At 66.3% G+C, this 23187-nt stretch carries 25 protein-coding genes, 2 tRNA genes and 1 pseudogene; 19 read left to right on the forward strand and 9 right to left on the reverse strand.

The window, feature by feature from the left end:
- The first annotated feature begins 94 nt into the window (after positions 1-94).
- On the forward strand, positions 95-232 hold the full coding sequence (locus C458_RS18550) for a hypothetical protein (RefSeq protein WP_004044600.1): 138 nt from the start codon (positions 95-97) through the stop codon (positions 230-232).
- 45 nt (positions 233-277) lie between these two features.
- Here C458_RS18550 and argS read toward each other — a convergent pair whose 3' ends face one another.
- Positions 278-2041 (reverse strand): arginine--tRNA ligase, encoded by a 1764-nt coding sequence (gene argS / locus C458_RS15065; RefSeq protein WP_008577006.1) that lies wholly within the window; start codon positions 2039-2041, stop codon positions 278-280.
- A gap of 212 nt (positions 2042-2253) precedes the next feature.
- Between argS and C458_RS18555 the strand changes: the two genes are divergently transcribed.
- The 3 genes from C458_RS18555 to ribB all read left to right on the forward strand — a co-directional run bounded on the left by C458_RS18555 (position 2254) and on the right by ribB (position 4278).
- Complete coding sequence (locus C458_RS18555; RefSeq protein ID WP_008577007.1) at positions 2254-2406, forward strand: hypothetical protein; 153 nt, start codon at positions 2254-2256, stop codon at positions 2404-2406.
- Between the two features lie 445 nt (positions 2407-2851).
- A complete protein-coding gene (locus C458_RS15070; protein ID WP_008577008.1) occupies positions 2852-3592 on the forward strand; it encodes a DUF120 domain-containing protein in 741 nt (246 codons plus the stop codon).
- A complete protein-coding gene (gene ribB, locus C458_RS15075; RefSeq protein WP_008577009.1) occupies positions 3589-4278 on the forward strand; it encodes a 3,4-dihydroxy-2-butanone-4-phosphate synthase in 690 nt (229 codons plus the stop codon). The genes C458_RS15070 and ribB overlap by 4 nt, the downstream gene beginning before the upstream one ends.
- Before the next feature lie 30 nt (positions 4279-4308).
- On the opposite strand, the gene C458_RS15080 is transcribed toward ribB, so the two are convergent.
- Complete coding sequence (locus tag C458_RS15080; protein WP_008577010.1) at positions 4309-5199, reverse strand: NAD(P)-dependent oxidoreductase; 891 nt, start codon at positions 5197-5199, stop codon at positions 4309-4311.
- Positions 5200-5289: 90 nt separating this feature from the next.
- On the opposite strand from C458_RS15080, the gene C458_RS15085 reads away from it, so the two are divergent.
- Positions 5290-6228, forward strand: a complete 939-nt coding sequence (locus tag C458_RS15085; RefSeq protein ID WP_008577011.1) for a branched-chain amino acid transaminase — start codon at positions 5290-5292, stop codon at positions 6226-6228.
- A gap of 84 nt (positions 6229-6312) precedes the next feature.
- Here C458_RS15085 and C458_RS15090 read toward each other — a convergent pair whose 3' ends face one another.
- Entirely contained in the window at positions 6313-6957 is a 645-nt protein-coding gene (locus C458_RS15090; protein WP_008577012.1) for a DUF502 domain-containing protein, read from the reverse strand.
- A gap of 81 nt (positions 6958-7038) precedes the next feature.
- The gene (locus C458_RS15095) at positions 7039-7878 is read right to left on the reverse strand and encodes a proline dehydrogenase family protein (RefSeq protein ID WP_008577013.1); all 840 of its coding nucleotides are present in this window, start codon (positions 7876-7878) and stop codon (positions 7039-7041) included.
- A 126-nt stretch (positions 7879-8004) separates the two neighbouring features.
- Between C458_RS15095 and C458_RS15100 the strand changes: the two genes are divergently transcribed.
- From C458_RS15100 to C458_RS15125, 6 genes are all read left to right on the forward strand, one after another.
- Complete coding sequence (locus C458_RS15100; RefSeq protein ID WP_008577015.1) at positions 8005-8547, forward strand: CDP-2,3-bis-(O-geranylgeranyl)-sn-glycerol synthase; 543 nt, start codon at positions 8005-8007, stop codon at positions 8545-8547.
- Between the two features lie 66 nt (positions 8548-8613).
- Positions 8614-9144 (forward strand): orotate phosphoribosyltransferase, encoded by a 531-nt coding sequence (pyrE, locus tag C458_RS15105; protein WP_008577017.1) that lies wholly within the window; start codon positions 8614-8616, stop codon positions 9142-9144.
- Between the two features lie 74 nt (positions 9145-9218).
- Complete coding sequence (locus tag C458_RS15110; RefSeq protein ID WP_008577018.1) at positions 9219-9932, forward strand: phosphoribosyltransferase family protein; 714 nt, start codon at positions 9219-9221, stop codon at positions 9930-9932.
- 186 nt (positions 9933-10118) lie between these two features.
- Positions 10119-11531, forward strand: a complete 1413-nt coding sequence (locus tag C458_RS15115; protein WP_008577020.1) for an NCS2 family permease — start codon at positions 10119-10121, stop codon at positions 11529-11531.
- 91 nt (positions 11532-11622) lie between these two features.
- Positions 11623-13011: an aryl-sulfate sulfotransferase gene (locus tag C458_RS15120; protein ID WP_008577022.1), complete on the forward strand. Its 1389-nt coding sequence runs from the start codon at positions 11623-11625 to the stop codon at positions 13009-13011.
- A gap of 102 nt (positions 13012-13113) precedes the next feature.
- Positions 13114-13368 carry a glutathione S-transferase N-terminal domain-containing protein gene (locus tag C458_RS15125; RefSeq protein ID WP_004065346.1) on the forward strand — a complete coding sequence of 85 codons (255 nt, stop codon included), beginning with the start codon at positions 13114-13116 and terminating at the stop codon, positions 13366-13368.
- A 58-nt stretch (positions 13369-13426) separates the two neighbouring features.
- Here the strand turns inward: C458_RS15125 and C458_RS15130 are convergent, their stop codons facing one another.
- Positions 13427-14401 carry a transcriptional regulator gene (locus tag C458_RS15130; protein ID WP_008577024.1) on the reverse strand — a complete coding sequence of 325 codons (975 nt, stop codon included), beginning with the start codon at positions 14399-14401 and terminating at the stop codon, positions 13427-13429.
- A gap of 142 nt (positions 14402-14543) precedes the next feature.
- Between C458_RS15130 and C458_RS15135 the strand changes: the two genes are divergently transcribed.
- The gene (locus tag C458_RS15135; protein WP_008577026.1) at positions 14544-15812 is read left to right on the forward strand and encodes a tRNA(Ile)(2)-agmatinylcytidine synthase; all 1269 of its coding nucleotides are present in this window, start codon (positions 14544-14546) and stop codon (positions 15810-15812) included.
- A 24-nt stretch (positions 15813-15836) separates the two neighbouring features.
- On the opposite strand, the gene C458_RS15140 is transcribed toward C458_RS15135, so the two are convergent.
- Entirely contained in the window at positions 15837-16280 is a 444-nt protein-coding gene (locus C458_RS15140; protein WP_008577028.1) for a hypothetical protein, read from the reverse strand.
- Between the two features lie 75 nt (positions 16281-16355).
- On the opposite strand from C458_RS15140, the gene C458_RS15145 reads away from it, so the two are divergent.
- The 4 genes from C458_RS15145 to C458_RS18195 all read left to right on the forward strand — a co-directional run bounded on the left by C458_RS15145 (position 16356) and on the right by C458_RS18195 (position 18644).
- Positions 16356-17405, forward strand: coding sequence for an ATP-binding protein (locus tag C458_RS15145; protein WP_008577031.1), 1050 nt, complete (start codon positions 16356-16358; stop codon positions 17403-17405).
- 20 nt (positions 17406-17425) lie between these two features.
- Complete coding sequence (locus C458_RS15150; RefSeq protein WP_008577033.1) at positions 17426-17761, forward strand: CrcB family protein; 336 nt, start codon at positions 17426-17428, stop codon at positions 17759-17761.
- Positions 17758-18114, forward strand: coding sequence for a CrcB family protein (locus C458_RS15155; RefSeq protein WP_008577035.1), 357 nt, complete (start codon positions 17758-17760; stop codon positions 18112-18114). The genes C458_RS15150 and C458_RS15155 overlap by 4 nt, the downstream gene beginning before the upstream one ends.
- Before the next feature lie 221 nt (positions 18115-18335).
- Positions 18336-18644, forward strand: coding sequence for a hypothetical protein (locus C458_RS18195; RefSeq protein WP_152418144.1), 309 nt, complete (start codon positions 18336-18338; stop codon positions 18642-18644).
- 129 nt (positions 18645-18773) lie between these two features.
- On the opposite strand, the pseudogene C458_RS18200 reads toward C458_RS18195, so the two are convergent.
- The 3 genes and pseudogenes from C458_RS18200 to C458_RS15165 all read right to left on the reverse strand — a co-directional run.
- Positions 18774-18890: pseudogene (locus C458_RS18200) on the reverse strand (IS1595 family transposase); the annotation flags it as partial.
- A 229-nt stretch (positions 18891-19119) separates the two neighbouring features.
- Positions 19120-19192 (reverse strand) — tRNA-Asp (locus tag C458_RS15160).
- A gap of 29 nt (positions 19193-19221) precedes the next feature.
- Positions 19222-19294, reverse strand: a tRNA-Asp gene (locus C458_RS15165).
- A gap of 267 nt (positions 19295-19561) precedes the next feature.
- Between C458_RS15165 and C458_RS15170 the strand changes: the two genes are divergently transcribed.
- Genes C458_RS15170 through rpoB form a run of 3 tightly spaced genes read left to right on the forward strand, consistent with a single transcriptional unit; the run spans position 19562 to position 23182 of the window.
- Complete coding sequence (locus tag C458_RS15170) at positions 19562-19789, forward strand: DNA-directed RNA polymerase subunit H (protein ID WP_004044577.1); 228 nt, start codon at positions 19562-19564, stop codon at positions 19787-19789.
- Entirely contained in the window at positions 19786-21351 is a 1566-nt protein-coding gene (locus C458_RS15175) for a DNA-directed RNA polymerase subunit B'' (RefSeq protein WP_004044576.1), read from the forward strand. The genes C458_RS15170 and C458_RS15175 overlap by 4 nt, the downstream gene beginning before the upstream one ends.
- 1 nt (position 21352) lies before the next feature.
- Positions 21353-23182: a DNA-directed RNA polymerase subunit B gene (rpoB, locus tag C458_RS15180; RefSeq protein ID WP_004969058.1), complete on the forward strand. Its 1830-nt coding sequence runs from the start codon at positions 21353-21355 to the stop codon at positions 23180-23182.
- Positions 23183-23187 lie beyond the last annotated feature (5 nt).

Raw genomic sequence — 23187 nt, forward strand, 5'->3', positions numbered from 1 at the left:
GATGTGTATAAGAGACAGGAAGAAAACGGGGTTCCTCAGTCGCTTCCTCGGCTAAACGGGAAGGTCTTTTACTCGCGTCTGCGGAATGCCCTCTATGGCAGAATCCGAGTCCGTTCCCTTCTGGTGGATAGTCCTGTTTCTCGTTCTCGCGCTCGGCAGCGGAGCCGCCGTCGTCTTCTCGGTCGGCGGGTCGCTCATCTCCGGGGCCGTCGCGCTCCCGCTTTTCTTCTGAACCGCCCGAAAAACGCCGTCACCGAAACACCCGATTCGCCCGCGGTCACATCGACTCGGGCGCTTCCACGCCCACGATAGCGAGCGCGTTCGCCACCGCGTTCCGCGAGGCCTCCACGAGCGCGAGTCGGGCCGCGCCGACCTCCTCGTCGGCGTCGAGCACGGGGCACTCGCGGTAGAAGGTGTTGAACACCTCGGCGAGTTCGCGGGCGAACGTCGCCACGGTGTGCGGTTCGAGGTCGTCGGCCGCGGTTTCGACGACCGCGGGGAACCGCGCGATGGTCGCCAGCAGGTCGCGCTCGGCGTCGGTCGTCAGCACGGCGGGGTCGACCTCGCTCGCGTCGAGACCGGCGGCGGCCGCCTCGTCTGCGATGCCGCAACAGCGCGCGTGGACGTACTGGATGTACGGCGCGGACTGGGCTTCGAAGTTGAGCGCCTGGTCCCACTCGAAGGTGATGGTCTTCGTGGGCTGTTTGGAGACGATGTCGTAGCGGACCGCGCCGATGCCGACCTGCCGGGCGATGCGGTCGATGTCGGCCTCGTCGAGGTCGTCGTCGCGGGTGCGGCCTTCGAGGCGGGTCTCGACCTCGTCACGGGCGCGATCGATGGCCTCGTCGAGGAGGTCGTCGAGCATGACGCCCGTCCCCTTGCGGGTGGACATCGTCTCGCCGCCGGGGAGGTTGACCCACGAGTAGATGACGTTCTCCAGTTTGTCCACGTCGTTGCCGAGGATGTCGAGCGCGGCCCGGAGCTGGCCGGACTGGAGCTTGTGGTCCTCGCCGAGGACGGTCACGGCGCGGTCGTAGTTGTCGAACTTCCACTCGTGGTGGGCGAGGTCGCGCGTCGTGTACAGCGAGGTGTCGTCCGACCGGAGAAACACGAGGTTCTTCTCGAAGCCGTAGTCGTCGAGTTCGAGCTGCCACGCGTCCTCCTCGTAGACGGCGTGGTCGGTCTCCTTGAGGCGCTCCGCGAGGTCGCGGGTGCTCCCGTCGAACATGAACCGCGTCTCCTTGACGAACTCGTCGAACTCCGCGGGGAGGCGTTCGAGGCACTCGCGCATGCCGCCGAGCACCCGGTCGACCACGGTCTCGACGCGGGCGTACGTCTCCTCGTCGCCCTCCTCGATGCCCTGGAGAATCTCGGTGATTTCGGCTTCGGCCCGTTCGACTTCCTCGGGGTCGGCCTCCTCGAGGAAGGCGTTGCCTTTGCGGTAGTAGCGGACGAGGTCGTACTCGACGCGCTCCCGTGCGGGTTCGCCCTCGAGGTCATCCTCGTCGAACGTCTCGTAGGCCCAGGTGAAGACGGCCATCTGGCGGCCGGCGTCGTTCACGTAGTAGTGGCGGTCGACATCGTTGCCGGCGAAGTCGAGCAGGTTGGCGACGGCGTCGCCGATGACCGGGTTGCGGGTGCGGCCGACGTGGACCGGCCCGGTCGGGTTCGCGCTCGTGTGCTCGACGACGACGCTGTCGCCGGTCGCGGGCAGGCGACCGTACGCCTCGTCGCTCGCGGCGGCGTCGAGGGTATCGTCGTAGTAGGCGTCGGAGACGTGGAAGTTGACGTACGGGCCCTGCGTGTCGACCGCGGCGAGGTAGTCGTAGCCCTCGACGGAGAGTTCCTCGGCGATGTCGGCGGCGATTTTCGGCGGCGGCGCGCCGACGACCCCGGCGAGTCGGAAGGCGACGCTGGAGGCGAGCGTCGCGGGTACGTCCTCCGGCGGCTCCTCGACCCCGAGGTCGTCGGTGGGCAGGTCGAGCGACGAAAGCGCCGCAGAGAGCGCCGTCTCGACCTCCTCACGGAACTGTCTGAACATGTACGCGGATTCTCGATAGGCGGCTAAAGGCCTTTCCGAACCGTCCGGGCGACCGCGACCCGCGCCGACCGGGGACGTTCGTTCCCCTCGGTTTTCGGGGTGGTCTTAGCGCCACCCGCGTCGGTACCTTACTAGTAAGGTAGTAGTGGTATATCGCCCGGGGACGACGTTCGAACCACGGGGCGGCGACCCGCCGCTCTCACCACCCACCCATGAGTCAATGCAACCACTGCGATGCGTTCGTGTCGAACAACTTCGTCCGCGTCTTCGGTGACGAGGACGGCAACGTCTACGCGTGTCCCAGTTGCTCGGCGAACGCGGGTATCTCACAGGTCAGCTCCGAGCGGCGGGCGTCGTCGCTCTGAGGTCGCCGTTCGGTCGTCGACCCGACGGATTCGGTCGAATTCACGGATTCGGACGCGCGGAACCGCACGCACGGTATCACTCCCTCGCTTCCCCACAGCGTCCCGTGTCGTCCCCCACCGTTCCACGCGCCCCGGACTCGTTCGACGTCGCCCCAACTCGGCCCGACGTGCCCCGATTCGGTCCCGGTCCATCGTCCCCGGCCGCGGACCGCCACCTCGGCCGTGAGCCGCACTCCACCGATTCCAACGGCTGACACCCACTCGTCGAATCACGCGGTGCGGCCGCGCTTCCCCCGTACCCATTCCTTCTCACCGCGGTAGACTGACCGACGGACTTACCCGTTCCCGATTGAAACTACCGCGTATCTACGGCGGCTCCACCCCGCCGGTTCTCTCCCCCACCATCTATCTCATTTTTGGAATGCGTTCCACTTACGATACGCTTATGGGGCGCGCGTTCGAAGCCGGGAGTATGTCAGAATCGGCAGTCGCCGCGGCGGTCGGGTACGACGAGTTGGCCACGCTCAAGCTCGTCGCGCTCGACGGCGGGCGCTCCGGCCCGGTCAAGCTCTCCTGTTCCGGCGTCGCGAATCGACTCGACGTGTCGAACCAGACGGCCTCTCGCCGGCTTCAACGCCTCGAAGAGGCCGACTTCATCGACCGCGAGGTCGTCTCCGACGGCCAGTGGATAACCATCACCGACGCGGGCGAGTCCGCGCTCAGACAGGAGTACGCCGACTACCGGCGCATCTTCGAGACGCCCTCCGTGGTCGTCCTCGAGGGCGAAGTCACCGGCGGAATGGGCGAGGGTCGCCACTACATCTCGCTTTCGGGGTACATGAAGCAGTTCAAAGACCGACTCGGCTACGAGCCGTTCCCCGGCACGCTGAACGTCCGCCTCGACGACGACGCGGTCCGCGCCCGCGCCGGGATGACCGCCCTCGACGCGGTTCCCATCGACGGCTGGGAGGACGACGAACGCACCTTCGGCCCGGCGACGTGCTACGCCGCCTCCGTCGCGGTCGGCGACGACTCCTACGAGCCGGTCCACATCATCGTCCCCGAGCGGACCCACCACGACGAGTCGCAACTGGAGATAATCGCGCCCGACAAGCTCCGCGACGAACTCGACCTCGACGACGGCGACGCGGTCACGGTCCGCGTCGAGGAGGCGGAGTACGAATGAGCCGCACCGCCGAATCGACCGGCGACTTCGACGCCGTCTCGCGCGTCCTCGACGCCTTCCGCGCCGGCGAGCCGGTGCTCGTCCACGACTTCGACGACCGCGAGGGCGAGACCGACCTCGTCTACCCCGCGGGCGCGGTCGGTTCCGCCGACGTGGCCCGGATGCGCAACGACGCCGGCGGCCTCGTCTGCGTCGCCCTTCCGAGCGACGTGTCGGAGTCCCTCGGTCTCCCGTTCATGGACGACGTGCTCGACCACCCGGCCGCGTCGTCTCACGACCTCGCGTACGACTCTCGGTCGTCGTTTTCCTTCACCGTGAACCACCGGGACTCGTTTACGGGCATCACCGACCGCGACCGCGCGATGACCATCTCTCGGCTCGCACCCGTCGCCGAGGCCGCCCGCGCCGGCGAGTACGACGCCGACGACTTCGGCGGCGAGTTCCGCGCGCCCGGTCACGTCCACCTGCTCCGCGGCGCGCCGAACCTGCTTTCGGACCGCCAGGGCCACACCGAACTCGGCCTCGCCTTGGCCGACGAGGCGGGTATCTCGCCCGCGGTCGTCGTCTGCGAGATGCTGGACGACGAGACCGGCGCGGCGCTCCCGAAAGACGCCGTCCGCGACTACGCCGACCGACACGGCTTCGCCTTCGTCGACGGCGACGGCCTCATCGACGAACTCGTCTGAGCGACCGAGGGGTCGCCCGGATTTACCTTCTCACGCGCGCCCGTCGCGCCACGACCACGTCGGCTCCCACCCGAGCAGTCGCTTCGCCTTCCCGGTCGAGACGAGCGCTTCGTGGCCCGAAAGCGGCTCTCTGGTCTCCGCGTCGGGGTAGACCTCGCTGGCGAGCGTCGCAGATTCGACGGTCGTCGAGGTGTCGGCGGCCGCGGCCCAGAACACCTCGTGGCCCGCGAAGTCTGCTTCGAGCGCCCGGCGGACGAGTCGTGCGGCGTCCTCCCGACCGAGGTACGCAAACAGCGTGTTGCGCGCGGTGTGGAAGTACCCGGCGTCCCGCAGTCCCGACAGCGAGCGGTCGGCCTCCGCGAAGGTCCGGCGGGCCTCCTCCTCGCTCGGCATCCACGGGAATCGGAGGCTGGCGACCGTCTCGGGGGCGTCGTCGCGGCGGACGAACCCCGCGGCGGTCTGTTCTGCGACGTACTTCCCGAGGCCGTAGGGGTTCGAGGGCGTCGCGCGGTGGCTCTCGTCCACCGGGAGGAAGTCGATTCGGGCGGGGTCGGGTTCGAAGCTCCCGCCGATGGCGCTCATGCTGGAGGCGAGGGCGACCCGGTCGATGTCGAGCGCGGCGGCGACTTCGAGGACGACGTAGGTCGATTGGACGTTGCTCTCGAAGACGCGGTGGCCGGGGTCGTTCGTCGGCGTCGAGATGGTTCCGAGGTGGACGACCGCGTCGGCGTCGACGTCGCTGAGCGCCGCGGTGAGGTCGCCCGGGTCGAGCGCGCTCACGCGGTAGTCGCGGTCCGCGAGCGCCGATTCGCTGTGCCGCGAGAGATTCGTGACGGTGTAGCCGCTCGCGCGGAGGTGGGCGACCACGGTCGGCCCGAGGTTTCCGGTCCCGCCCGTGACCGCGACAGATTCGAGGCTCATACCCCCGTCATGGCGGCCCGCAGACAAAACCGCGGGGGACGCGGTAGTCGGGTCGTCATGATTTTAGAGGGGGCCACCGAAGGCCACTACATGGGATTTGACGAGATGGATGTCTCGACGATTTGGCAGAGTGGAGAGTACAAGGACTGGGAGGACGCGACGGTGCACGTCCTCACCCACGGTCTCCACTACGGGACGGGCGTCTTCGAGGGGGTTCGCGCCTACGACACCGACCGCGGCCCGGCTATCTTCCGCTGGGAGGAGCACCTCGAACGGCTCTATCAGTCCGCGAAGCCCTACGACATGGAGATTCCGTACACGCGCGAGGAACTCACCGAGGCGACCCTGGAGGTCATCCGGCGCAACGACCTCGACGGCGGATACATCCGCCCCATCGCGTTCTACGGCTACGACTCGCTCGGCGTCAGCCCCAAGGACAACCCGACTGAGGTCGCCATCGCGGCGTGGCCGTGGGGGACCTACCTCGGCGAGGACGCGCTCGAAAACGGCGTCGACGTGATGGTCTCGTCGTGGCGCAAGCACGCCTCCAGCCAAATTCCGACGAACGCGAAGACGACCGGTCTCTACGTGAACTCCATGCTCGCGGGCGAGGAAGCCCGCCGCAACGGCTACGTCGAGGCTATCGTCTTGAACAAGGAGGGCAACGTCGCCGAGGGTCCCGGCGAGAACATCTTCATGGTCCGCGACGGGAAAATCTACACGCCCGGCCTCTCCCAGAGCATCCTCGACGGCATCACCCGCGACACCGTCATCACGCTCGCCCGCGAGCGCGGCTACGAGGTCGACAACAGCGCGACCATCAGCCGCGGCGAACTCAACACGGCCGACGAGCTGTTCTTCACCGGCAGCGCCGCCGAAGTGACTCCCATCCGCAAGGTCGACAACGTCGTCATCGGCGAGGGCACCCGCGGCCCGGTCACGGAGGAGCTCCAGTCCGCCTTCTTCGACCTCGTGGAGCGCCGCACCGACGACCACGAAGAGTGGTTCACCTACGTCGACGAGCAGTAACCCGAGACGCCCGCGAAAACTAGTTTTTTTGCCGCGGTCCCGACGCGAGCCGATAGCGACGACCGCCGGCGCGGGGCGCGAGCCTTACTCGTCGGCGGCGACCTGCCCGTCGCCGGACTCCTCGGTCACTTCGATGTCGAACTCGTCGACGGTTTCCTGTTCTGCGAACCCGGCCGAGAGGACGCGCGTGAGGGCTTCTTCGACCTTCTCGCCGGTTTCTTCGATATCCTCGGGGTCGACCTCCATCACGAACCCGGTGGTGATGTTCGGCGCGGTCGGCATGAAGACGACTTCCCGGCCGTCTTTGGTCGTCTTCCCCGTCTTGAACGCGGTCATGCGGATGCCCGGCCACGTTTCGAGACGGACCGGCTTCTGGAGGTCTTCGGTGCCGGTGAGCGCGGTTTCGACCGCGAGTTTAGAAGCGTTGTAGACGATTCGGACGAGCGGGACCTTGTTCATGGCGGCGTCGAGGCCGGATTCGAGCAGGCGGCCGGCCGTCGTCCGCATCAGGTAGCCGACCGAGAGGACTAACAGCAGGAAGATGATAATGGAGATGACAAATCCGAGCGCCTCCGAAAGCGGCGTCACCGTCCCGTCGGTGGAAAGAACTGTCGCAACGTACGGAATCGACGTGATTCCGTTATAAAAGAAGGCGAGGATGTACAGGATGACGATGAGCGGGACGAGGACTACGAGACCGCTGGCAAAATCGCGTCTCCACGAGGACATTGATATCGGGTACGTGAACCCGTGGGCATAAGGGGATTTCTAGTGTGGGACGAGAGACACGCGCCGCGTGCCGGCGCTCGCTCAGACGCCGACGACGGCCCGGAGCGCGAACAGGGCGTTTTCCTTGCGCTCGCGGACCCGGCGGTAGAAGTAGGAGAACCACTTGTCGCCGTAGGGCGCGTACTGCCACACCTCGACGCCGTCGGCGGCGAGTTCGCGCTGGGCGTCCTCGCGCACGCCCATGAGCATCTGCACCTCGTAGTCGCGGTCGTACTCCGCGCCGAGGTCCCGGGCGTAGTCAATCATCTCGGGGTCGTGGCTCCCGACCGCGATGCCGCCGTCGTACTCCCGAAACAGGTACGCGAGGAGTTCCTTGTACGCCTCGTTCACCGCCGATTTCTGCTTGTGGGCGACCGCGGCCGGTTCGTCGTACGCGCCCTTGACGAGGCGGATTTTCCCCGGCACGTCGGCGAGGCGTTCGAGGTCGTCGGGCGTGCGCTTGAGGTTCGCCTGCACGCACAGTCCCATCCCACCGTCGAACTCGCGGGCGAGTTCCTCGAAGGCGTCGAGGGTCACGTCGGTCGTCTCGTGGTCCTCCATGTCGCACCACAGGAAGACGCCGTGTTCGTCGGCCGCCTCTGCGATGCGCCGGTAGTTCTCCTCGAACACGCGGTCGCCGGCGTCGAGGCCGATTTGCGAGGGTTTCACCGACACGCAGGCGTCGATGCCGGTCGAGGCGATGTCCTCGACGAGGCCGACGTAGGCCGCCGCGTCCTCGTCCGCGGGGGCGCGCTCGGCGTAGTGCTCCCCGAGGAGGTTGAGGATGACCGCCACGCCGTCGTCGTTCATCCGTCGGGCGTGGTCGAGCGCTCCCGCCGCGGACTCTCCCGCGACGAACCTGCTCGCGATGGGCGGAATCATAATAAACGATTGCGACCGTCAGCTATTGAGGGTTATCATCGATTCGGACGCGAAATCGAACGACATCGTCGCCTCGCCCGGCGACGAACCGTCGGAACTTACAGTCTTCGCCGCCGACGGGTCGATATGGTCGTCTCTCTCGTCGCCACCGCCTTCTGGGCGATGCTGCCCGCGTACGTGCCGAACAACGCCGCCGTCCTTGCGGGCGGCGGCCGCCCCATCGACGGCGGCCGAACGTGGGGCGGCCGGCGCGTCCTCGGGGACGGAAAGACGTGGCGCGGCACCGCCGCCGGGACGCTGGCCGGGACGCTCCTCGCCGTCGTCCTCAACGCCGTCGGGCCCGCGGCCTCGGGCGCGCTCGGCGTCTCGCTCCCGACGTTCCCGCTCGCCGCCGGGTTCGGTCTCGCGCTCGGCGCGATGCTCGGTGACATCGGCGCGTCGTTCCTCAAGCGTCGCTCGGGTCGCGAGCGCGGGGCCGCCTTCCCCGGCCTCGACCAACTCGACTTCGTCGTCGGCGCGCTCGCCCTCGCGTTCGTCGCCGCGCCCGGCTGGTTCGCGGCGACGTTCTCCCTGCCCGTGCTCGCGGTCGTGCTCGTGATGACGCCCGTGTTGCACGTCGTCACCAACGTCGGCGCGTACCTGCTGGGACTCAAAAACGAGCCGTGGTAATCCACGCGGTTACCGCTCACCCGAACCGTCCCGCTTAAGCGCCTCCCTGAACCCTCTCGAAACAAGATGGCGAACGCAGCACTCATCGAGGCGCTCCGAGCCGCCGACGCGGTCCAGTTCGGCGAGTTCGAGCTCTCCCACGGCGGCACGTCGAGCTACTACGTGGACAAGTACCTCTTCGAGACCGACCCCCGGTGTCTGAAGCTCATCGCCGAAGCGTTCGCAGAGCGCGTCGCGGACGACGACAAACTGGCTGGCGTCGCGCTCGGCGCGGTCCCGCTCGTGGCCGCCACCGCGGTCGAGACGAACAAGCCGTACGTCATCGCCCGCAAGAAGGCGAAGGAGTACGGGACGGCAAAGCGCATCGAGGGCGCGCTCGACGAGGGCGAGGAAGTCGTCGTCCTCGAAGACATCGCAACGACCGGCCAGAGCGCCGTCGACGCCGTGGAGGCGCTCCGCGAGGCCGGCGCGGTCGTCGACCGCGTCGTCGTCGTCGTGGACCGACAGGAGGGCGCGGCGGAGCTGCTGGCCGACCACGATATCGAACTGGAGTCGCTTCTCACCGCCGAGGACCTGCTGGCCGACGCCGACCGCTAATACACGCTTGTGACTAATTCACTCGGAATCGGCAATCGAAGTATTCATTTTTGTGCAAGTACGAAGCCGGAGGCATGAACAGAGCAGAGAAGGCCGCACTCCAGTTGCAGGCTGTCTCCGTGCTCCGGATGCTCAAAGAGACCCGGACGTACGACGAGCTGGCCGAACTCACGGGATTGCCGGCCGGCGACCTCAACCGGTACGTCAACGGGCACGTCCTGCCCGGGGTCGAACGCGCCCGCGAGGTCGTCGAGGGCGTCGGCCGCGACGCGCTCGCAGACGAACTCGAAGCCCGCGTCCGATTCGACGACGAGGGCTACGTCGACAACTCCGGCGTCGTCTTCGACCAGTCGTTCCTCGACCTTGTCGCGCCCGTCGCGGCGAACACGCTGGATCTCGAACGCCCCGACGTAATTTTGACCGCGGCGACCGACGGCATCACCCTCGGCGCGGCGATGGCGAGCTACTTCGGCGCGCGCCTCGCGTACGCGAAGAAGTCGAAAGAGACCGCGGTCGAGGACTTCATCGAATCCCGTCAGCGCCTTGCGTCCGGCATCGAACTCACCTACTACCTCCCCGCCAGCGCCATCGACGGCGGCGAGCGCGTCCTCGTCGTGGACGACCTCATCCGCTCGGGCGAGACCCAGGAACTCCTCTTGGACATCGCCTTGCAGGCCGACGCCGACATCGCCGGCGTCTTCGCGCTCATCGCCGTCGGCGACGAGGGGACGAACCGCGCCCGCGAACTCACCGACGCGCCGGTCGGCGCGCTGAGCAGTTTCGACTGACGGCTCACGGACCCGCGGATAAACTGTTCTGAACTACTTAGTTCAATTACAGGTGACGTAGAAATAGGCACTTCTGTGCCGGTCTGACACGTCGAATGGGTAGCTTAATCCACGTTCGTGGATAATTCTGCTCGGAAGGATGGTAATGCTTATGTGTGCAATCGTGGGTATGCTTAGTCGTGCATCATGGGGCTCTCTGAAACCCTCGCAAACTACTTCGACGTGCATAAACACGGGTCCACGGTCAGGACCGAGATTCTCGCGGGCATCACGACGTTCCTCACGATGTCGTACATCGTCGTCGTCAACCCGTCGCTTCTCACAGACCAACCGTACATCGAGGGCGTCGACGGCATCGCCATCGCCGGCTACACGCCGGGCGAGGTCCAGTCGATGCTCGCCGTCGTCACCATCATCGCGGCCGCCATCGCGACCACGATTATGGCGTTCTACGCCAACCGACCCTTCGCGCAAGCGCCGGGGCTCGGCCTGAACGCCTTCTTCGCGTTCACCGTCGTCGGGGCGCTGGGCGTCCCGTGGCAGACGGCGCTCGCGGCCGTCTTCGTCGAGGGGCTCATCTTCATCGCGCTCACCGCCGTCGGCGCGCGGGAAGCCATCATCAAGGTGTTCCCCGAACCGGTCAAGATGGCCGTCGGCACCGGTATCGGGCTGTTCTTAGCGATTATCGGGTTGCAGGCGATGGGCATCGTCGTCAACGACAACTCGACGCTCGTCACGATGGGGAACCTCGCGTCGAACCCCATCGCCATCGTCTCCATCGTCGGCCTGTTCTTCACGTTCGCGCTCTACGCGGCGAACGTCCCCGGCTCTATCATCATCGGCATCGTCGGTACGTCGCTTCTCGGCTGGGGCCTCACCGTCTCGGGCGTCGTCTCGGCCGAGGCCGACCTCGTCGCCAGCTCCTCGGCGGCAACCTACGACATCACGCCGCTGGCCGGGGCGTTCATCTCCGGCTTCGGCAACGTCGAAGCGTTCAGTTTCGCCCTCATCGTCATCACGTTCTTCTTCGTCGACTTCTTCGACACCGCCGGCACGCTCGTCGGCGTCGGGCAGGCCGGGGGCTTCCTCAACGACGACGGTGACCTCCCCGACATCGACAAGCCGCTCATGGCCGACGCGGTCGGCACCACCGCGGGCGCGATGCTCGGCACCTCGACGGTCACGACCTACGTCGAGTCCGCCACCGGCGTCGAAGAGGGCGGACGAACGGGCCTCACCGCGCTCGTCGTCGCCCTCTTGTTCCTCGGCTCGCTCGCCATCGTCCCGCTCGCGACGGCCATCCCGCAGTACGCCTCCCACATCGCGCTCGTCGTCATCGGCGTCGTGATGCTCCGCAACGTCGTGGACATCGCGTGGAACGACATCACGTTCACCATCCCCGCCGGCATGACCATCCTCGTCATGCCCTTCACGTACTCCATCGCCTACGGCATCGCGGCGGGCATCGTCTCGTACCCGCTCGTGAAGGTCGCCGCCGGCGAGTACGACGATGTCAGCGCCGGCCAGTGGGCGCTCGCGGTCGCGTTCGTCCTCTACTTCGTCATCCGCACCTCGGGGATGCTCCAGGCGCAGGTCTGACCGCGCCGACGACTCTCTCGTCGCGCTGATTTTCTCACGACCTAATCGGATTCATAAAGTATTGAACAACCCCGGTGCTAACCCACTCCATATGAATATTCCCAACGAACGGCTCGCCCTCCGCGGTGCCGTGTTCCTCCTCATTATCGGCCTTCTCGCTCCTTCGGCCGTCTCTGCCGTGACGTACGACCCCGGGCAGCAGACGAGCCTCCAACCGGGGACCGTCACCAGCCCCGCCAACGGGTCGACGATTGTGAGCGTCCAAGGCTACACCTTCCAGGGCAACACGAACCCGAAGAAACCCGCTCGGGTCGTCTCGGTCGGTGAACGCGGGAGCCTCCAGTGGACGTACGACGACTCGGTCAACGGGAACGCGTGGTTCTTCGACGTCGACCCGCTCCCGAACGGGAACCTGCTCGTCTCGTCGCCGCGCGGGACCGACACCGTCGTCTTCGAACTCGACCCGGACACCCGCGAACGCGTCTGGGAGCAGCGCTTCGACATGGAGGACACCCACGACGTTGACGCCTTCGGCGGGGACGAACTCCTCATCGCCAACATGCGCGAGTGGAACGACTCCGCCGGCGTCAGCGAGGACCGCATCGTCGTGTACAACCGGACGACCGACGAAATAACGTGGGAGTGGTACTTCAAGAACCACTTCCCGACCGGCACCGACGGCGGCTACAACGCCGACTGGAGCCACGTCAACGACGTGGACTACATCGGCGACGGTCGGCTCCTGTTGTCGCCGCGAAACTTCGACCAGGCAATCGTCGTCGACATGGAGTCGAAAGAAATCGTCGAGCGCCTCGGCACCGACGACGACTACGACGTGCTCAACGAACAGCACAATCCCGACTGGCTGGTCAGCGAGAACGGCACGCCGACCATGCTCGTCGCCGACAGCGGGAACAACCGCGTCGTCGAGTACGCGAAAGAAGACGGCGAGTGGGTCCGGACGTGGTCCGTCGGAAAGAACACGCTCAACTGGCCGCGCGACGCCGACCGCCTGCCCAACGGCAACACGCTCGTCGTCGACACGCTCAACCATCGGGTGATAGAGATTACGCCGACCGGCGAGGTCGTCTGGGAGTACTACGCGACGTGGGGGCCGTACGACGCCGAGCGCGTCGCCCACGGCGACGAGTCCTCCGGGCCGACGATTCGGGACCTAAACGCCAGCGGTTCGTACCCCATCACCGGGAGCGCGAACATCACCGCGGGCGGAGACGGGAGCGTCGGCTTCGTCTCGCGGGTTCAGTCGACGTTCGCCGGGACGCCGCTCGAAGAACCGATGAGCGGGCTGTCGACGCGACTGTCGCACGTCCTGCCGTGGCTCCGTCCGGTGTGGATGACGCCGTGGGACCTGTTTTGGGCGGCGTGCGCGGTCGGCGTCGGGCTCACCGCGACCGCCGGCGAACTGTATCTGATGCGCCAGCGACTACTCGACGCGGTCCGCGGGCTGTTCGGGAGATAACGCTGACCCCGCGGCCGACCCCGCGGCGCGCCTCTCGGGGTCGTGTGGCTCGATTGCAGAAGACCATGGCACTCATTAGCCGCGGCTCCATACCCCAGGCTGATGTCCGACCTCATCCTCTACGAACTGCAAGGCTGTCCGTACTGCGCGAAGGTGAAAGACAAACTCGCCGACCTCGACCTCGAATACGAGTCGCGGATGGTCCCCAGCGCGCACGCCGAGCGCGAGGAAGTCGAAGAGGTAAGCGGCCAGACCGGCGTCCCCGTCCTCGTCGACGAGGAACACGGCGTCGAGGGGATGCCCGAGAGCGACGATATCGTCGACTACCTCGAAGAGACTTACGGCTCGGCGGCGTAAGCGCGCCCGTCACTGATTTTTCCGCCGGCAGTACAGCTCGCCGCGCACCCCGCGACGATTAGCTCTCGGCGGGGTCGCGGGTCCGCTCGCGAATCAGGTCGCGAATCTCGTCGGGGTCGTCGATGGCGGCGAGTTCCTCGCAGCTGACGATGCCGGTTCCGTCGACCGACTCGCGCTTCTGTTGTTCCTCGACGAAGTACACCGAGCGCGTCCGCGTGATTTCGCCGAGCGACGACATGATTTGGGCGCGCTTTTCGGCGCTCCGGGTAAACGGCGAGTGTCCGGTGAGGACGTTCGTCTCCTTTCTCCGCCCGGCGTCCTCGCTGACGGCCTTGAACGGCGCGCGGGCGGTCGGGTGGACGGTGAAGCCGGCGCGCGTCAACACCGACAGGACGTGTTCGTCGTCGGGGTCCACGTCGGGGTCGTCGGGCGTCGGCTCGGCGTCGCGCACGTCCTCCGCGCCCGTGAGCACGTCGACCGGGTTCGAGAAGGGGCGGTCGAACAGCTCTTCGAGGTGAATCGCCACCTCGATGCTCGCGTTCATGCCGTTTTCGTACTTCGAGACGGTGCGCCGCGAGACGCCGAGTTCGGTCGCGAGCTGCCCGAGGCTCCATCCGCGCTCCTGCCGCTCTTCGGAGAGCACGTCGCCGTCGAGGCTCACGTACAGTCCGCCGGGGGCGGCGTAGATGAGCGGGGGAACCTCCTCGACGAACAGGTCCATGGCGGTGTCGGGGTTCAACACCGGCACGCCGTGGCGGAAGTAGACGACGCCGGGTTTGAGGTCCTCGTCTCGGGTTCGAAGCCCGACGACCAACGGCGTGGCGTCGAGATACGAGCCGAGGCGTCGCATCTCCGAGCCGGTGACGCCGTCGAACGCGTCGATGTTCCCCAGTATCTTGAGGAGCAACAGGTCCTCGCCCCTCCGAGCGGCGAGGTCGAAGCTCTTCGGCCGGATGGCGATGCGGTCGCTCACGACGAAGCCCGCGTCTTGGAGCATCGCGGCGACATTACCAACCAGCGCTGACCGGGACATAGGGGGCAATAAGCGATTCGGCCCATAAAGCGTTTTCCCCGATACCGCCGCCCTCGCCGTGATATCTTCCTTCTCGATGCCGCATTTATATAGCCGTAATCGACCCGAAAGGCGTTACTGCGCCGTCCGGCAATCTCCGCGTATGACCGTCATCGGCCTCGACGACACCGACTCCCGCACCCTCGGGATGTGTACGACCTATCTGGCGACGCTCGTCGCCGAGGCCGTCGAGGCGCGCGGCGGGACCGTCGAGCGGCGACTCCTCGTCCGGCTGAACCCGGCGGTCGAGCACAAGACCCGCGGGAACGCGGCGCTGGCGATTCACACCGACCTCCCCGCGGGCGCGGCGTTCGACCTCGCCCGCGAGGAACTCGACCGCTGGGCCGTCCTCGACGACGACCGGACCAGCCCGGGTATCGTCGTCGCGCCGGGGTCTCCCGACACGGTTTCGACCGCCGTCGTCGACTTCGCCCGCGACGCCGTCCGCGACTTCCACGACCTCGACGACGCGGTCGCCCTCGCGGAGCGTTCCGGCTTCTTGACCGAGGGCTGGCACGGAGGTCGAGGCCGCATCGGCGCGCTCGCGGCCGTCGGCGCGTGGGCCGCCTTCGACGAGTGGACCCACGAACACATCTCTTACCGCGAGTTCCACCGCTGTGGGACGCCCCGCGAGGTCGACATCGACTCCGTCTTCGACGCCGCGGACGCGGCGTATCCCGACGCGTGGGACACCGTGGACCGCGAGGAGGGCGAAGCCGTCTGCGTGCCGAACGCGCCGGGACCGATTCTCCACGGCATCCGCGGCGACGACGCCGACACCGTCCGCGAGGTCGCCGCCGCCATCGACTCCGAACCCGTCGACCGCTCGGCGACGTTTCGCACGAATCAGGGGACCGACGCGCACCTCCGGAACGGCGTCGTCTCGGACCTCCGCGACGGCCGCGCCTACCGCGTCGCCGGCACCGTCGCCTCCGAACCGGAGACCCGGCCGGGTGGCCACGTCTTTTTCGACCTCGAAGCCGGCGACGCGGTGGTCGCTGTCGCCGCCTTCGAACCGACGAAGCGCTTCCGAAACCGCGTGCGGGCGCTCCGCGTCGGCGACGCGGTCACCGCCTGCGGCGAGGTCGGAGACGGGACGCTCAAACTGGAGAAGTTCGCGGTCCGCGACCTCGTGCGGACGGAACCCTCGACGCCCGTCTGTCCCGACTGCGGGCGGACGATGAAAAGCGCCGGGAGGAATCAGGGGTATCGGTGCCGCGACTGCGGGACCGACGCGCCCGGCAAAGTCGAGCGGGCGGTCGACCGCGACCTCGAACCCGGCTGGTACGAGGTGCCGCCGTGCGCCCGCCGACACATCGCTAAGCCGCTCGTTCGCGGCGGCTTCGACGCGGTGACGCACCCGGAGCGCTGAGGTCGCGGCTCGCGTGTTCGGCGCTCAGTCCTGAACCACCAGCACGTTCGTGTTCTCGCGGCGGTCGACGAACGACTCCCCGGCGGGCGGTTTCACGTCCACGACGAGCGTCCCGTCCTCGCGGTTCGCGCCGAGTTCGGCGTCGACGTTGACGGTCGCAGACCCGCCGTCATCGCTTTTCGCCGTCGCCACGCCGTCGATTTCGGCGGTTCCCGACTTCACGATGACCGTCGCGCCCTCGACGGGGTTGCCCTCGTGGTCGACGACGGTGAAGTCCAGCGCCTGTTCGCCCGGGCCGACCACGTCCGGCGAGGGTTTCACGTCGAGTTCCGAGGTGGCGAGTCCCTGCACCCCAGAGAGCATGTTGAGCATGACGCTCATACTGGCGACGCCGACCACGAGGGCGACGACGAGGCGAACTGGGAGACCTTCGATGGCGCGCGTGTCTGACCGGAACATATCGAGCATGGACCGTCTGGCCGCGGGTTCGTATATAAACCCTCGCCCGGGGGTTCAAGGCGCATCGCGCGGCCAGTCCGCGCCATGCACACCATCGGCCGCAAGTCGGACGAGGAAGGCCCGGTCTGTCGACTCGGATGCTACCGCGCCCGCGACGGGAGCGACGGCGCGACCGTCGGCCTCGACGTGAACCGTCCGCACGCGGCCGCCGTCGTCGGCAAGCGCGGCAGCGGGAAGTCCCACACGCTCGGCGTCATGGCCGAAGGACTGGCACGCGCTGCGGGCGTCGCGCCGGTCGTCATCGACCCGATGGGCGTCTTCTGTGGCCTCACCGAGTCGCCGATAGACGCGACGGTTCACGACTCGCCGCGCGTCCGCGCCGACGCGCTCCCGCCGAGCGCGTGGCCGGAGCTGCTCGGTCTCGACCCGACCGCGCCCGCGGGGTCGCTCGTCTGGCGACTCGCGGCCGAGGAAGACTCGCTGGTGGCGATGCGCGGGGCGGTCGACGACGACGACGCCGCCCCCGAGACGCGCAGAGCCGCGGCGAACCACCTCGCGTTGGCCGACTCGTGGGACGTGTTTCACCCCGAGGGACTCGATCCGCGGTCGCTCTGCGGACCCGACCCCGACGTGCTCGACCTCTCGGGACTGGAGGCGACCCCCGCGAGCGCCGTGGTTCGCGTCGTCGCCCGCGGCCTCTACGACGCCCGCGTCGCGGGCTCGGTTTCCCGAATCCCGTGGCTGCTTCTCGACGAGGCCCACGCGTTCGTCGGCGGGCTCGCAGACCCCGCGCTTCAGACACTTCTCACGCGCGGGCGAGCCCCCGGCGTCGGCGTCGTCCTCGCGACCCAGCGCCCCTCGGCGCTCCCCGAGGTCGCCGTCTCGCAGGCCGACCTCCGGGTCGTCCACCGACTCACCGCCGGCCCCGACGTGTCAGCGATGGCCGCCGCCGACCCGACGTACTTCGACGAGTCGCTCCGCGCTCGACTCCCGCGGGAACGCGGCTGTGCGCTCGTCGTCGACGACACCACGGAGACCGTCCACGACGTTCGGGTTCGCCCCCGCGAGACGCCCGACGGCGGCGCGACGCCGCGGGCGGTTTCCGAGCCTGGCAGTTCCGAAACCATAGAGTAGCCTCCCCGGAGAACTGCCGTATGGACCGCTCGGAACTGGCGTTGGTCGCCCTCGGCGGGTTCGCCGGCGCGACGCTTCGCTACGCCGTCTCCGTCGCGATTCCCGGCGCGGGCGGCACGCTCGCGGTGAACGTCCTCGGGAGCTTCGCCCTCGGGACGTTCGTCACGTCGGTCTCCTCCCGCCGGGCGCAGTTGTTCTTCGGAACCGGGCTGCTCTCGTCGCTCACGACGTACAGCACGTTCGCCGTCCAGACCGCGTCGCTGTCGCCGGTGGGCGGCGCGCTCAACGTCGGCGCGAACTACGCGCTCGGCTTCGCCGCCGCCGCGCTCGGCCTCGCGTTCGGGGGGCGGCGGTGACTCCCTCGCTTCTCTCGGCCGTCCTCGTCGGCGTCGGCGGGATGGCCGGCGCGGTTTCCCGGCACACCGTCGACCAGCGAGTCGTCGGCAAGTGGAGCACCGTCACGGTGAACGTCCTCGGGAGCGTCGCGTTGGGATTCATCGTCACCGCGCCCGTGGGTGACGCGGCCGCGACGCTCGCCGGAACCGGCTTCTGCGGGGCCTTTACGACCTTTTCGTCGTTCGCGGTCGGCGTCGCGGAACTCGCAGAGGCGGGCGACTACTGGACGGCCGCCCGGTACGCCTTCGGGACGTTGCTGGCGGCGTTGGTCGGGGTTGCGATTGGGGCGGCAGTCGGTGGGATTGTAGGATGAAGTGATATGTCACCCACTATGTCCCGTCAAGAATAACGCACCTCCTTTTTGACGGAGCACCATTCCCCTACTGAGCGAATGCAGTAGCCAAACCACATCTATTTCCTACCTGTCAAATTTGGAATGTGTGTATTTTCTCTTCACACCGCATGAATCTTCAAAATGACAATTAGGGTATGTGATTGAAAGTATAATAATTCACCAATGTAAGTAAGCATGTAATGAACGCTCAAAAAGTAGCGTTGCTCTCCATTGGTGCCTTGGTTACTACCTTGTCAATCAGTTTCGCATTCATTACAGAGGTGAGTCCGTTAATGGCTGGCCTGGGAGTCTTTGTTGGTGTCAGTATTATTTTAATTGTCTACCGTCCAGATACATTATTCCAATCGCTATTTGGTATCTCTCTCGCTACGATCGCCGTTGGTGGATATCTCTTTATAGCTAATCGCTTGGCTGTCGGAGGTATAATAGCTGTTCTGGGTATCGCGCTTGGTGGTAGGAGTCTGCAACTGTATCGAAACAAAAACTGAAGCTGTCTGTTGGTTTCACACGAATATGATGTTGAAAATCTTGAGAACAACTGTACACGTCCGGCATCGCTGACAGCCCCAAGTCACGAGACAGTATCTGGCAGCACTCCTGTGTACACATTGTTGATTTTAGAGAGTCGCTTTGACAGCGTGTTTGAGTGCTTCTCGACCGGGGTTTCTGAACAGCTCGCTGCGTAACTGGAAGGCGCGAGGATACTGTGTCAACTTATCCTTCGAGACGCCTCGCTGGACGAGTTGAAATCAGAGACGCGCCCGAGGCAGGAGTTCACCGAACAGCGTGAGGTGAACTCAGGAACTCCCGTGAACGAACGGGTGTGGCGGGATTTGAACCTCGGTCGCTTTGCTCACTCCGTTCGCGTCGCTCCTTGGTTCAACTCCCTCTGTCTGGCGGTTACAGCACGTAGGGGTCGCGACGCGACAAGACGCATCGCTTGGCTTGTAACGTTCGGAAAAGCGCCCGAGGCGGGATTTGAACCCGCGTCACGACCGTGACAGGGTCGTATGATGGGCCACTACACCACCCGGGCTTACTGAAGTGAGTTTGCGGTACGGAGAGCGCCCGAGGCGGGATTTGAACCCGCGTCACGACCGTGACAGGGTCGTATGATGGGCCACTACACCACCCGGGCCCTCCGTCTGCACTCATCCGTAGCCGAGGTTTATAGATAAGACTTACCATCTGGGTTGCCCTTGGCCCGCGGTACCGCGATTCTCGCCCCGAAGACATTTATATCGCGACACCCCATGCCAACGTGTGACGATTCGCGCATCTCCGGTGCGTGACTGCCGATAGCGTCGCCTTTCTCCGACGCAGTTGGCAAGGGTTAAATGGGTGCGTCCCAAAATCAGCCGTAGTATCCCGTGACAGCTTCTTCCAGCACCCAGCAGCACCATACATGGTAGACGTAAGCCAACACAAACTGGTTCCGGAACACACGAAACTCGACGACGAGGCCGTCGAGGACGTGTTACAGGAGTACAACGTCGAGAAGACGAATCTCCCGAAGATCAAGCTGAAAGACCCGGCGCTCCCCGAGGACGCAGAGCCCGGCGACGTCATCAAGATCGTTCGGAACTCTCGAACGACAGACAAAGCAGTCGTATATCGACTGGTGATTGAATGAACCGACAAGCGCGACGCGAGGTCTCTCGCAAGTACTTCTCCGAAGAACGGCTCGCTGAACACCACTTCCGCTCGTTTAACGCGTTCCTCGAACGCGGCATGATGGACGTCGTCGAGGAGAAGGCGACCATCGAGACCGACATCGGCGACAAGGAGGGCGAGGAACCCGTCTACGTCGAACTCGGTGGCGTCCGCGTGGAGACGCCCCGCGTCCGCGAGGCCGACGGCTCCGAGGAACTGCTCTTCCCGCAGGAAGCGCGCCTGCGCAACATCACGTACTCCGCCCCCGTGTTCATGGAGATGTCCATCGTCCGCGGCGGCGAGGAAGAAGAGGAAGTCGTCGTCGACACCGCCGAAACGAAGGTCGGCCGGATGCCCATCATGGTCGGCTCCTCGAAGTGTAACATCGCGGAGCTCTCCGACGAGGACCTCGTCGAAATCGGCGAGGACCCCGTCGACCCCGGCGGCTACTTCATCGTCAACGGCTCCGAGCGCGTGCTCATGACCTCGGAGGACCTGGCGCCGAACAAGATTCTCGCCGAGTACGACACGAAGTACGGCGACGAGATTCAGGTCGCGAAGACGTTCAGCCAGCGCCGCGGCTACCGCGCGCTCGTGCTCTGTGAGCGCAACCGCGAGGGGCTCCTCGAAGTGTCGTTCCCGTCGGTCTCCGGGAGCGTCAACTTCGTGACGCTCGTCCGCGCGCTCGGTCTCGAATCGGACGAGGAAATCGTCCACCGCGTCTCCGACGACCCGGAGATTGTGAAGTTCATGCTCGAAAACCTCGAGGAGGCCGAGGTGCAGACCCAAGAGCAGGCCATCGAGGCGCTCGGCAAGCGCGTCGCCGGCGGGCAGGGCAAGAACTACCAGCTCAAGCGCGCCAACTACGTCATCGACCGCTACCTGCTTCCGCACCTCCACGAGGAGGGCGCGGAAGAAGAGGAAGTGCGCATGAACAAGGCGTACTACCTCTGTCGCATGGCCGAGGCGTGTTTCGAACTCGCGCTCCAGCGCCGCGACTCCGACGACAAGGACCACTACGCCAACAAGCGCCTGAAGGTCTCCGGCGACCTCATGAAGGACCTCTTCCGGACGGCGCTCAACAAGCTGGCTCGCGACGTGAAGTACCAGCTCGAACGCGCTAACATGCGGAACCGGAACCTGACGGTCAACACCGTCGTCCGGTCCGACGTGCTCACCGAGCGGCTCGAACACCCCATCGCGACGGGCAACTGGGTCGGCGGCCGCTCCGGCGTCTCCCAGCTCGTCGACCGCACCGACTACATGGGTGTGCTGTCGCACCTGCGTCGCCTTCGCAGTCCGCTGTCGCGGTCGCAGCCGCACTTCGAGGCGCGCGACCTGCACGCGACCCAGTGGGGTCGCATCTGCCCCTCCGAGACCCCCGAGGGACCGAACTGTGGGCTGGTGAAGAACTTCGCGCAGGCGATGGAGCTCTCCCAGAACGTCGAAGACGAACAGTCGCTGAAACGAGAACTCGCGTCGATGGGTGTCGAGGGTATCCCCGGCATCGACAGCGTCGACGCCGCACCCGCGGACGACTAACATGGCTCAGGCACAGCGAGAAGCGAAAGTATACGTCAACGGTAGTCTCGTCGGGACCCACCCGGACCCCAACCAACTCGCGGCACAGATTCGAGAGGCGCGCCGCCGCGGCGACGTGAGCCAGATGGTGAACGTCTCCGTCAAAGAGCGCACCCGCGAAGTCATCATCAACGCCGACGCGGGCCGCGCCCGCCGTCCGCTCATCGTCGTCGAAGACGGCGAACCGCTCCTCGACGACGACCACGTCGAGGCGCTCGACAACGACGACCTCGACTTCGACGACCTCGTCGAGCGCGGGCTCGTCGAGTTCATCGACGCCGAGGAGGAAGAAGACATCTACGTCGCGGTCGACGAGGACGAACTCAACGAGGACCACACGCACCTCGAAATCGACCCGCAGCTCATCTTCGGCATCGGTGCCGGGATGATTCCGTACCCGGAGCACAACGCCTCGCCCCGCATTACGATGGGGGCAGGGATGATGAAGCAGTCGCTGGGGCTGCCCGCGGCGAACTACCGCATCCGCCCGGACACCCGCCAGCACCTCATGCACTACCCGCAGCTCTCGATGGTCAAAACGCAGACCACGGAGCAGATCGGGTTCGACGAGCGACCCGCGGCCCAGAACTTCGTCGTGGCCGTCATGTCCTACGAGGGCTTCAACATCGAGGACGCGCTCGTCATGAACAAGGGCTCGGTCGAACGCGCCCTCGCCCGCTCGCACTTCTTCCGCACCTACGAGGGCGAAGAGCGCCGCTACCCCGGCGGTCAGGAAGACCGCTTCGAGATTCCGTCGCAGGACGTGCGCGGCGCGCGCGGTGAAGACGCGTACTCGCACCTCGACGAGGACGGCCTCGTCAACCCCGAGACGGTCGTCGACGAGAACTCCGTGCTGCTGGGCAAGACCTCGCCGCCGCGGTTCCTCGAAGAACCCGACGACATGGCGGGGCTCTCGCCGCAGAAGCGCCGCGAGACCTCCGTCACGATGCGCTCGGGCGAGTCCGGCGTCGTGGACACGGTCACCCTCATGGAGGGCGAAGACGGCTCGAAACTCGCCAAGGTGTCCGTCCGCGACCAGCGCGTTCCGGAACTCGGCGACAAGTTCGCGTCCCGGCACGGACAGAAGGGCGTCGTGGGCCACCTGGCTCCCCAGGAGGACATGCCTTTCACCGCCGACGGCGTCGTGCCCGACCTCGTGCTCAACCCGCACGCCCTGCCGTCGCGCATGACGGTCGGCCACGTGCTGGAGATGCTCGGCGGCAAGGTCGGTGCGCTCGAAGGCCGCCGCGTCGACGGCACCGCGTTCCAGGGTGAAAACGAAGAGGAACTCCGCTCGGCGCTCGAAGAGCGTGGGTTCATGTCCTCCGGCAAGGAGGTCATGTACTCCGGCGTCACCGGCGAGAAGATCGAGGCCGAAATCTTCGTCGGCATCATCTTCTACCACAAGCTGTACCACATGGTGAGCAACAAGCTGCACGCCCGCTCGCGCGGTCCCGTGCAGGTGCTCACCCGCCAGCCGACGGAGGGTCGCGCCCGCGAGGGTGGCCTCCGTCTCGGGGAGATGGAACGCGACACCGTCATCGGCCACGGGGCCGCGATGGTGCTCCAGGAGCGTCTGCTCGACTCCTCCGACAAGGAGAAGGTCTACATCTCCGCCGACACGGGCATGGTCGCCGTCGAGGACCGCGACCAGCGCCGCATCTACGACCCGGTCACCGGCGACGAGGACAACATCCACGAAATCGAGATCAGCTACGCGTTCAAGCTGCTTCTCGACGAGATGGTCGCGCTCGGCGTCCGCCCGCGAATCGAACTGAAGGACGCGGTCTAACCACT

The organism is Haloferax sp. ATCC BAA-644, assembly GCF_000336975.1.
In the GTDB taxonomy this organism is placed as follows: domain Archaea; phylum Halobacteriota; class Halobacteria; order Halobacteriales; family Haloferacaceae; genus Haloferax; species Haloferax volcanii.

Coding starts and splice junctions, on each gene's coding strand:
- C458_RS18550 (WP_004044600.1), top strand. CDS start 95: ATGGCAGAATCCGAGTCCGTTCCCTTCTGGTGGATAGTCCTGTTTCTC.
- argS (WP_008577006.1), bottom strand. CDS start 2,041: ATGTTCAGACAGTTCCGTGAGGAGGTCGAGACGGCGCTCTCTGCGGCG.
- C458_RS18555 (WP_008577007.1), top strand. CDS start 2,254: ATGAGTCAATGCAACCACTGCGATGCGTTCGTGTCGAACAACTTCGTC.
- C458_RS15070 (WP_008577008.1), top strand. CDS start 2,852: ATGGGGCGCGCGTTCGAAGCCGGGAGTATGTCAGAATCGGCAGTCGCC.
- ribB (WP_008577009.1), top strand. CDS start 3,589: ATGAGCCGCACCGCCGAATCGACCGGCGACTTCGACGCCGTCTCGCGC.
- C458_RS15080 (WP_008577010.1), bottom strand. CDS start 5,199: ATGAGCCTCGAATCTGTCGCGGTCACGGGCGGGACCGGAAACCTCGGG.
- C458_RS15085 (WP_008577011.1), top strand. CDS start 5,290: ATGGGATTTGACGAGATGGATGTCTCGACGATTTGGCAGAGTGGAGAG.
- C458_RS15090 (WP_008577012.1), bottom strand. CDS start 6,957: ATGTCCTCGTGGAGACGCGATTTTGCCAGCGGTCTCGTAGTCCTCGTC.
- C458_RS15095 (WP_008577013.1), bottom strand. CDS start 7,878: ATGATTCCGCCCATCGCGAGCAGGTTCGTCGCGGGAGAGTCCGCGGCG.
- C458_RS15100 (WP_008577015.1), top strand. CDS start 8,005: ATGGTCGTCTCTCTCGTCGCCACCGCCTTCTGGGCGATGCTGCCCGCG.
- pyrE (WP_008577017.1), top strand. CDS start 8,614: ATGGCGAACGCAGCACTCATCGAGGCGCTCCGAGCCGCCGACGCGGTC.
- C458_RS15110 (WP_008577018.1), top strand. CDS start 9,219: ATGAACAGAGCAGAGAAGGCCGCACTCCAGTTGCAGGCTGTCTCCGTG.
- C458_RS15115 (WP_008577020.1), top strand. CDS start 10,119: ATGGGGCTCTCTGAAACCCTCGCAAACTACTTCGACGTGCATAAACAC.
- C458_RS15120 (WP_008577022.1), top strand. CDS start 11,623: ATGAATATTCCCAACGAACGGCTCGCCCTCCGCGGTGCCGTGTTCCTC.
- C458_RS15125 (WP_004065346.1), top strand. CDS start 13,114: ATGTCCGACCTCATCCTCTACGAACTGCAAGGCTGTCCGTACTGCGCG.
- C458_RS15130 (WP_008577024.1), bottom strand. CDS start 14,401: ATGTCCCGGTCAGCGCTGGTTGGTAATGTCGCCGCGATGCTCCAAGAC.
- C458_RS15135 (WP_008577026.1), top strand. CDS start 14,544: ATGACCGTCATCGGCCTCGACGACACCGACTCCCGCACCCTCGGGATG.
- C458_RS15140 (WP_008577028.1), bottom strand. CDS start 16,280: ATGCTCGATATGTTCCGGTCAGACACGCGCGCCATCGAAGGTCTCCCA.
- C458_RS15145 (WP_008577031.1), top strand. CDS start 16,356: ATGCACACCATCGGCCGCAAGTCGGACGAGGAAGGCCCGGTCTGTCGA.
- C458_RS15150 (WP_008577033.1), top strand. CDS start 17,426: ATGGACCGCTCGGAACTGGCGTTGGTCGCCCTCGGCGGGTTCGCCGGC.
- C458_RS18195 (WP_152418144.1), top strand. CDS start 18,336: ATGAACGCTCAAAAAGTAGCGTTGCTCTCCATTGGTGCCTTGGTTACT.
- C458_RS15170 (WP_004044577.1), top strand. CDS start 19,562: ATGGTAGACGTAAGCCAACACAAACTGGTTCCGGAACACACGAAACTC.
- C458_RS15175 (WP_004044576.1), top strand. CDS start 19,786: ATGAACCGACAAGCGCGACGCGAGGTCTCTCGCAAGTACTTCTCCGAA.
- rpoB (WP_004969058.1), top strand. CDS start 21,353: ATGGCTCAGGCACAGCGAGAAGCGAAAGTATACGTCAACGGTAGTCTC.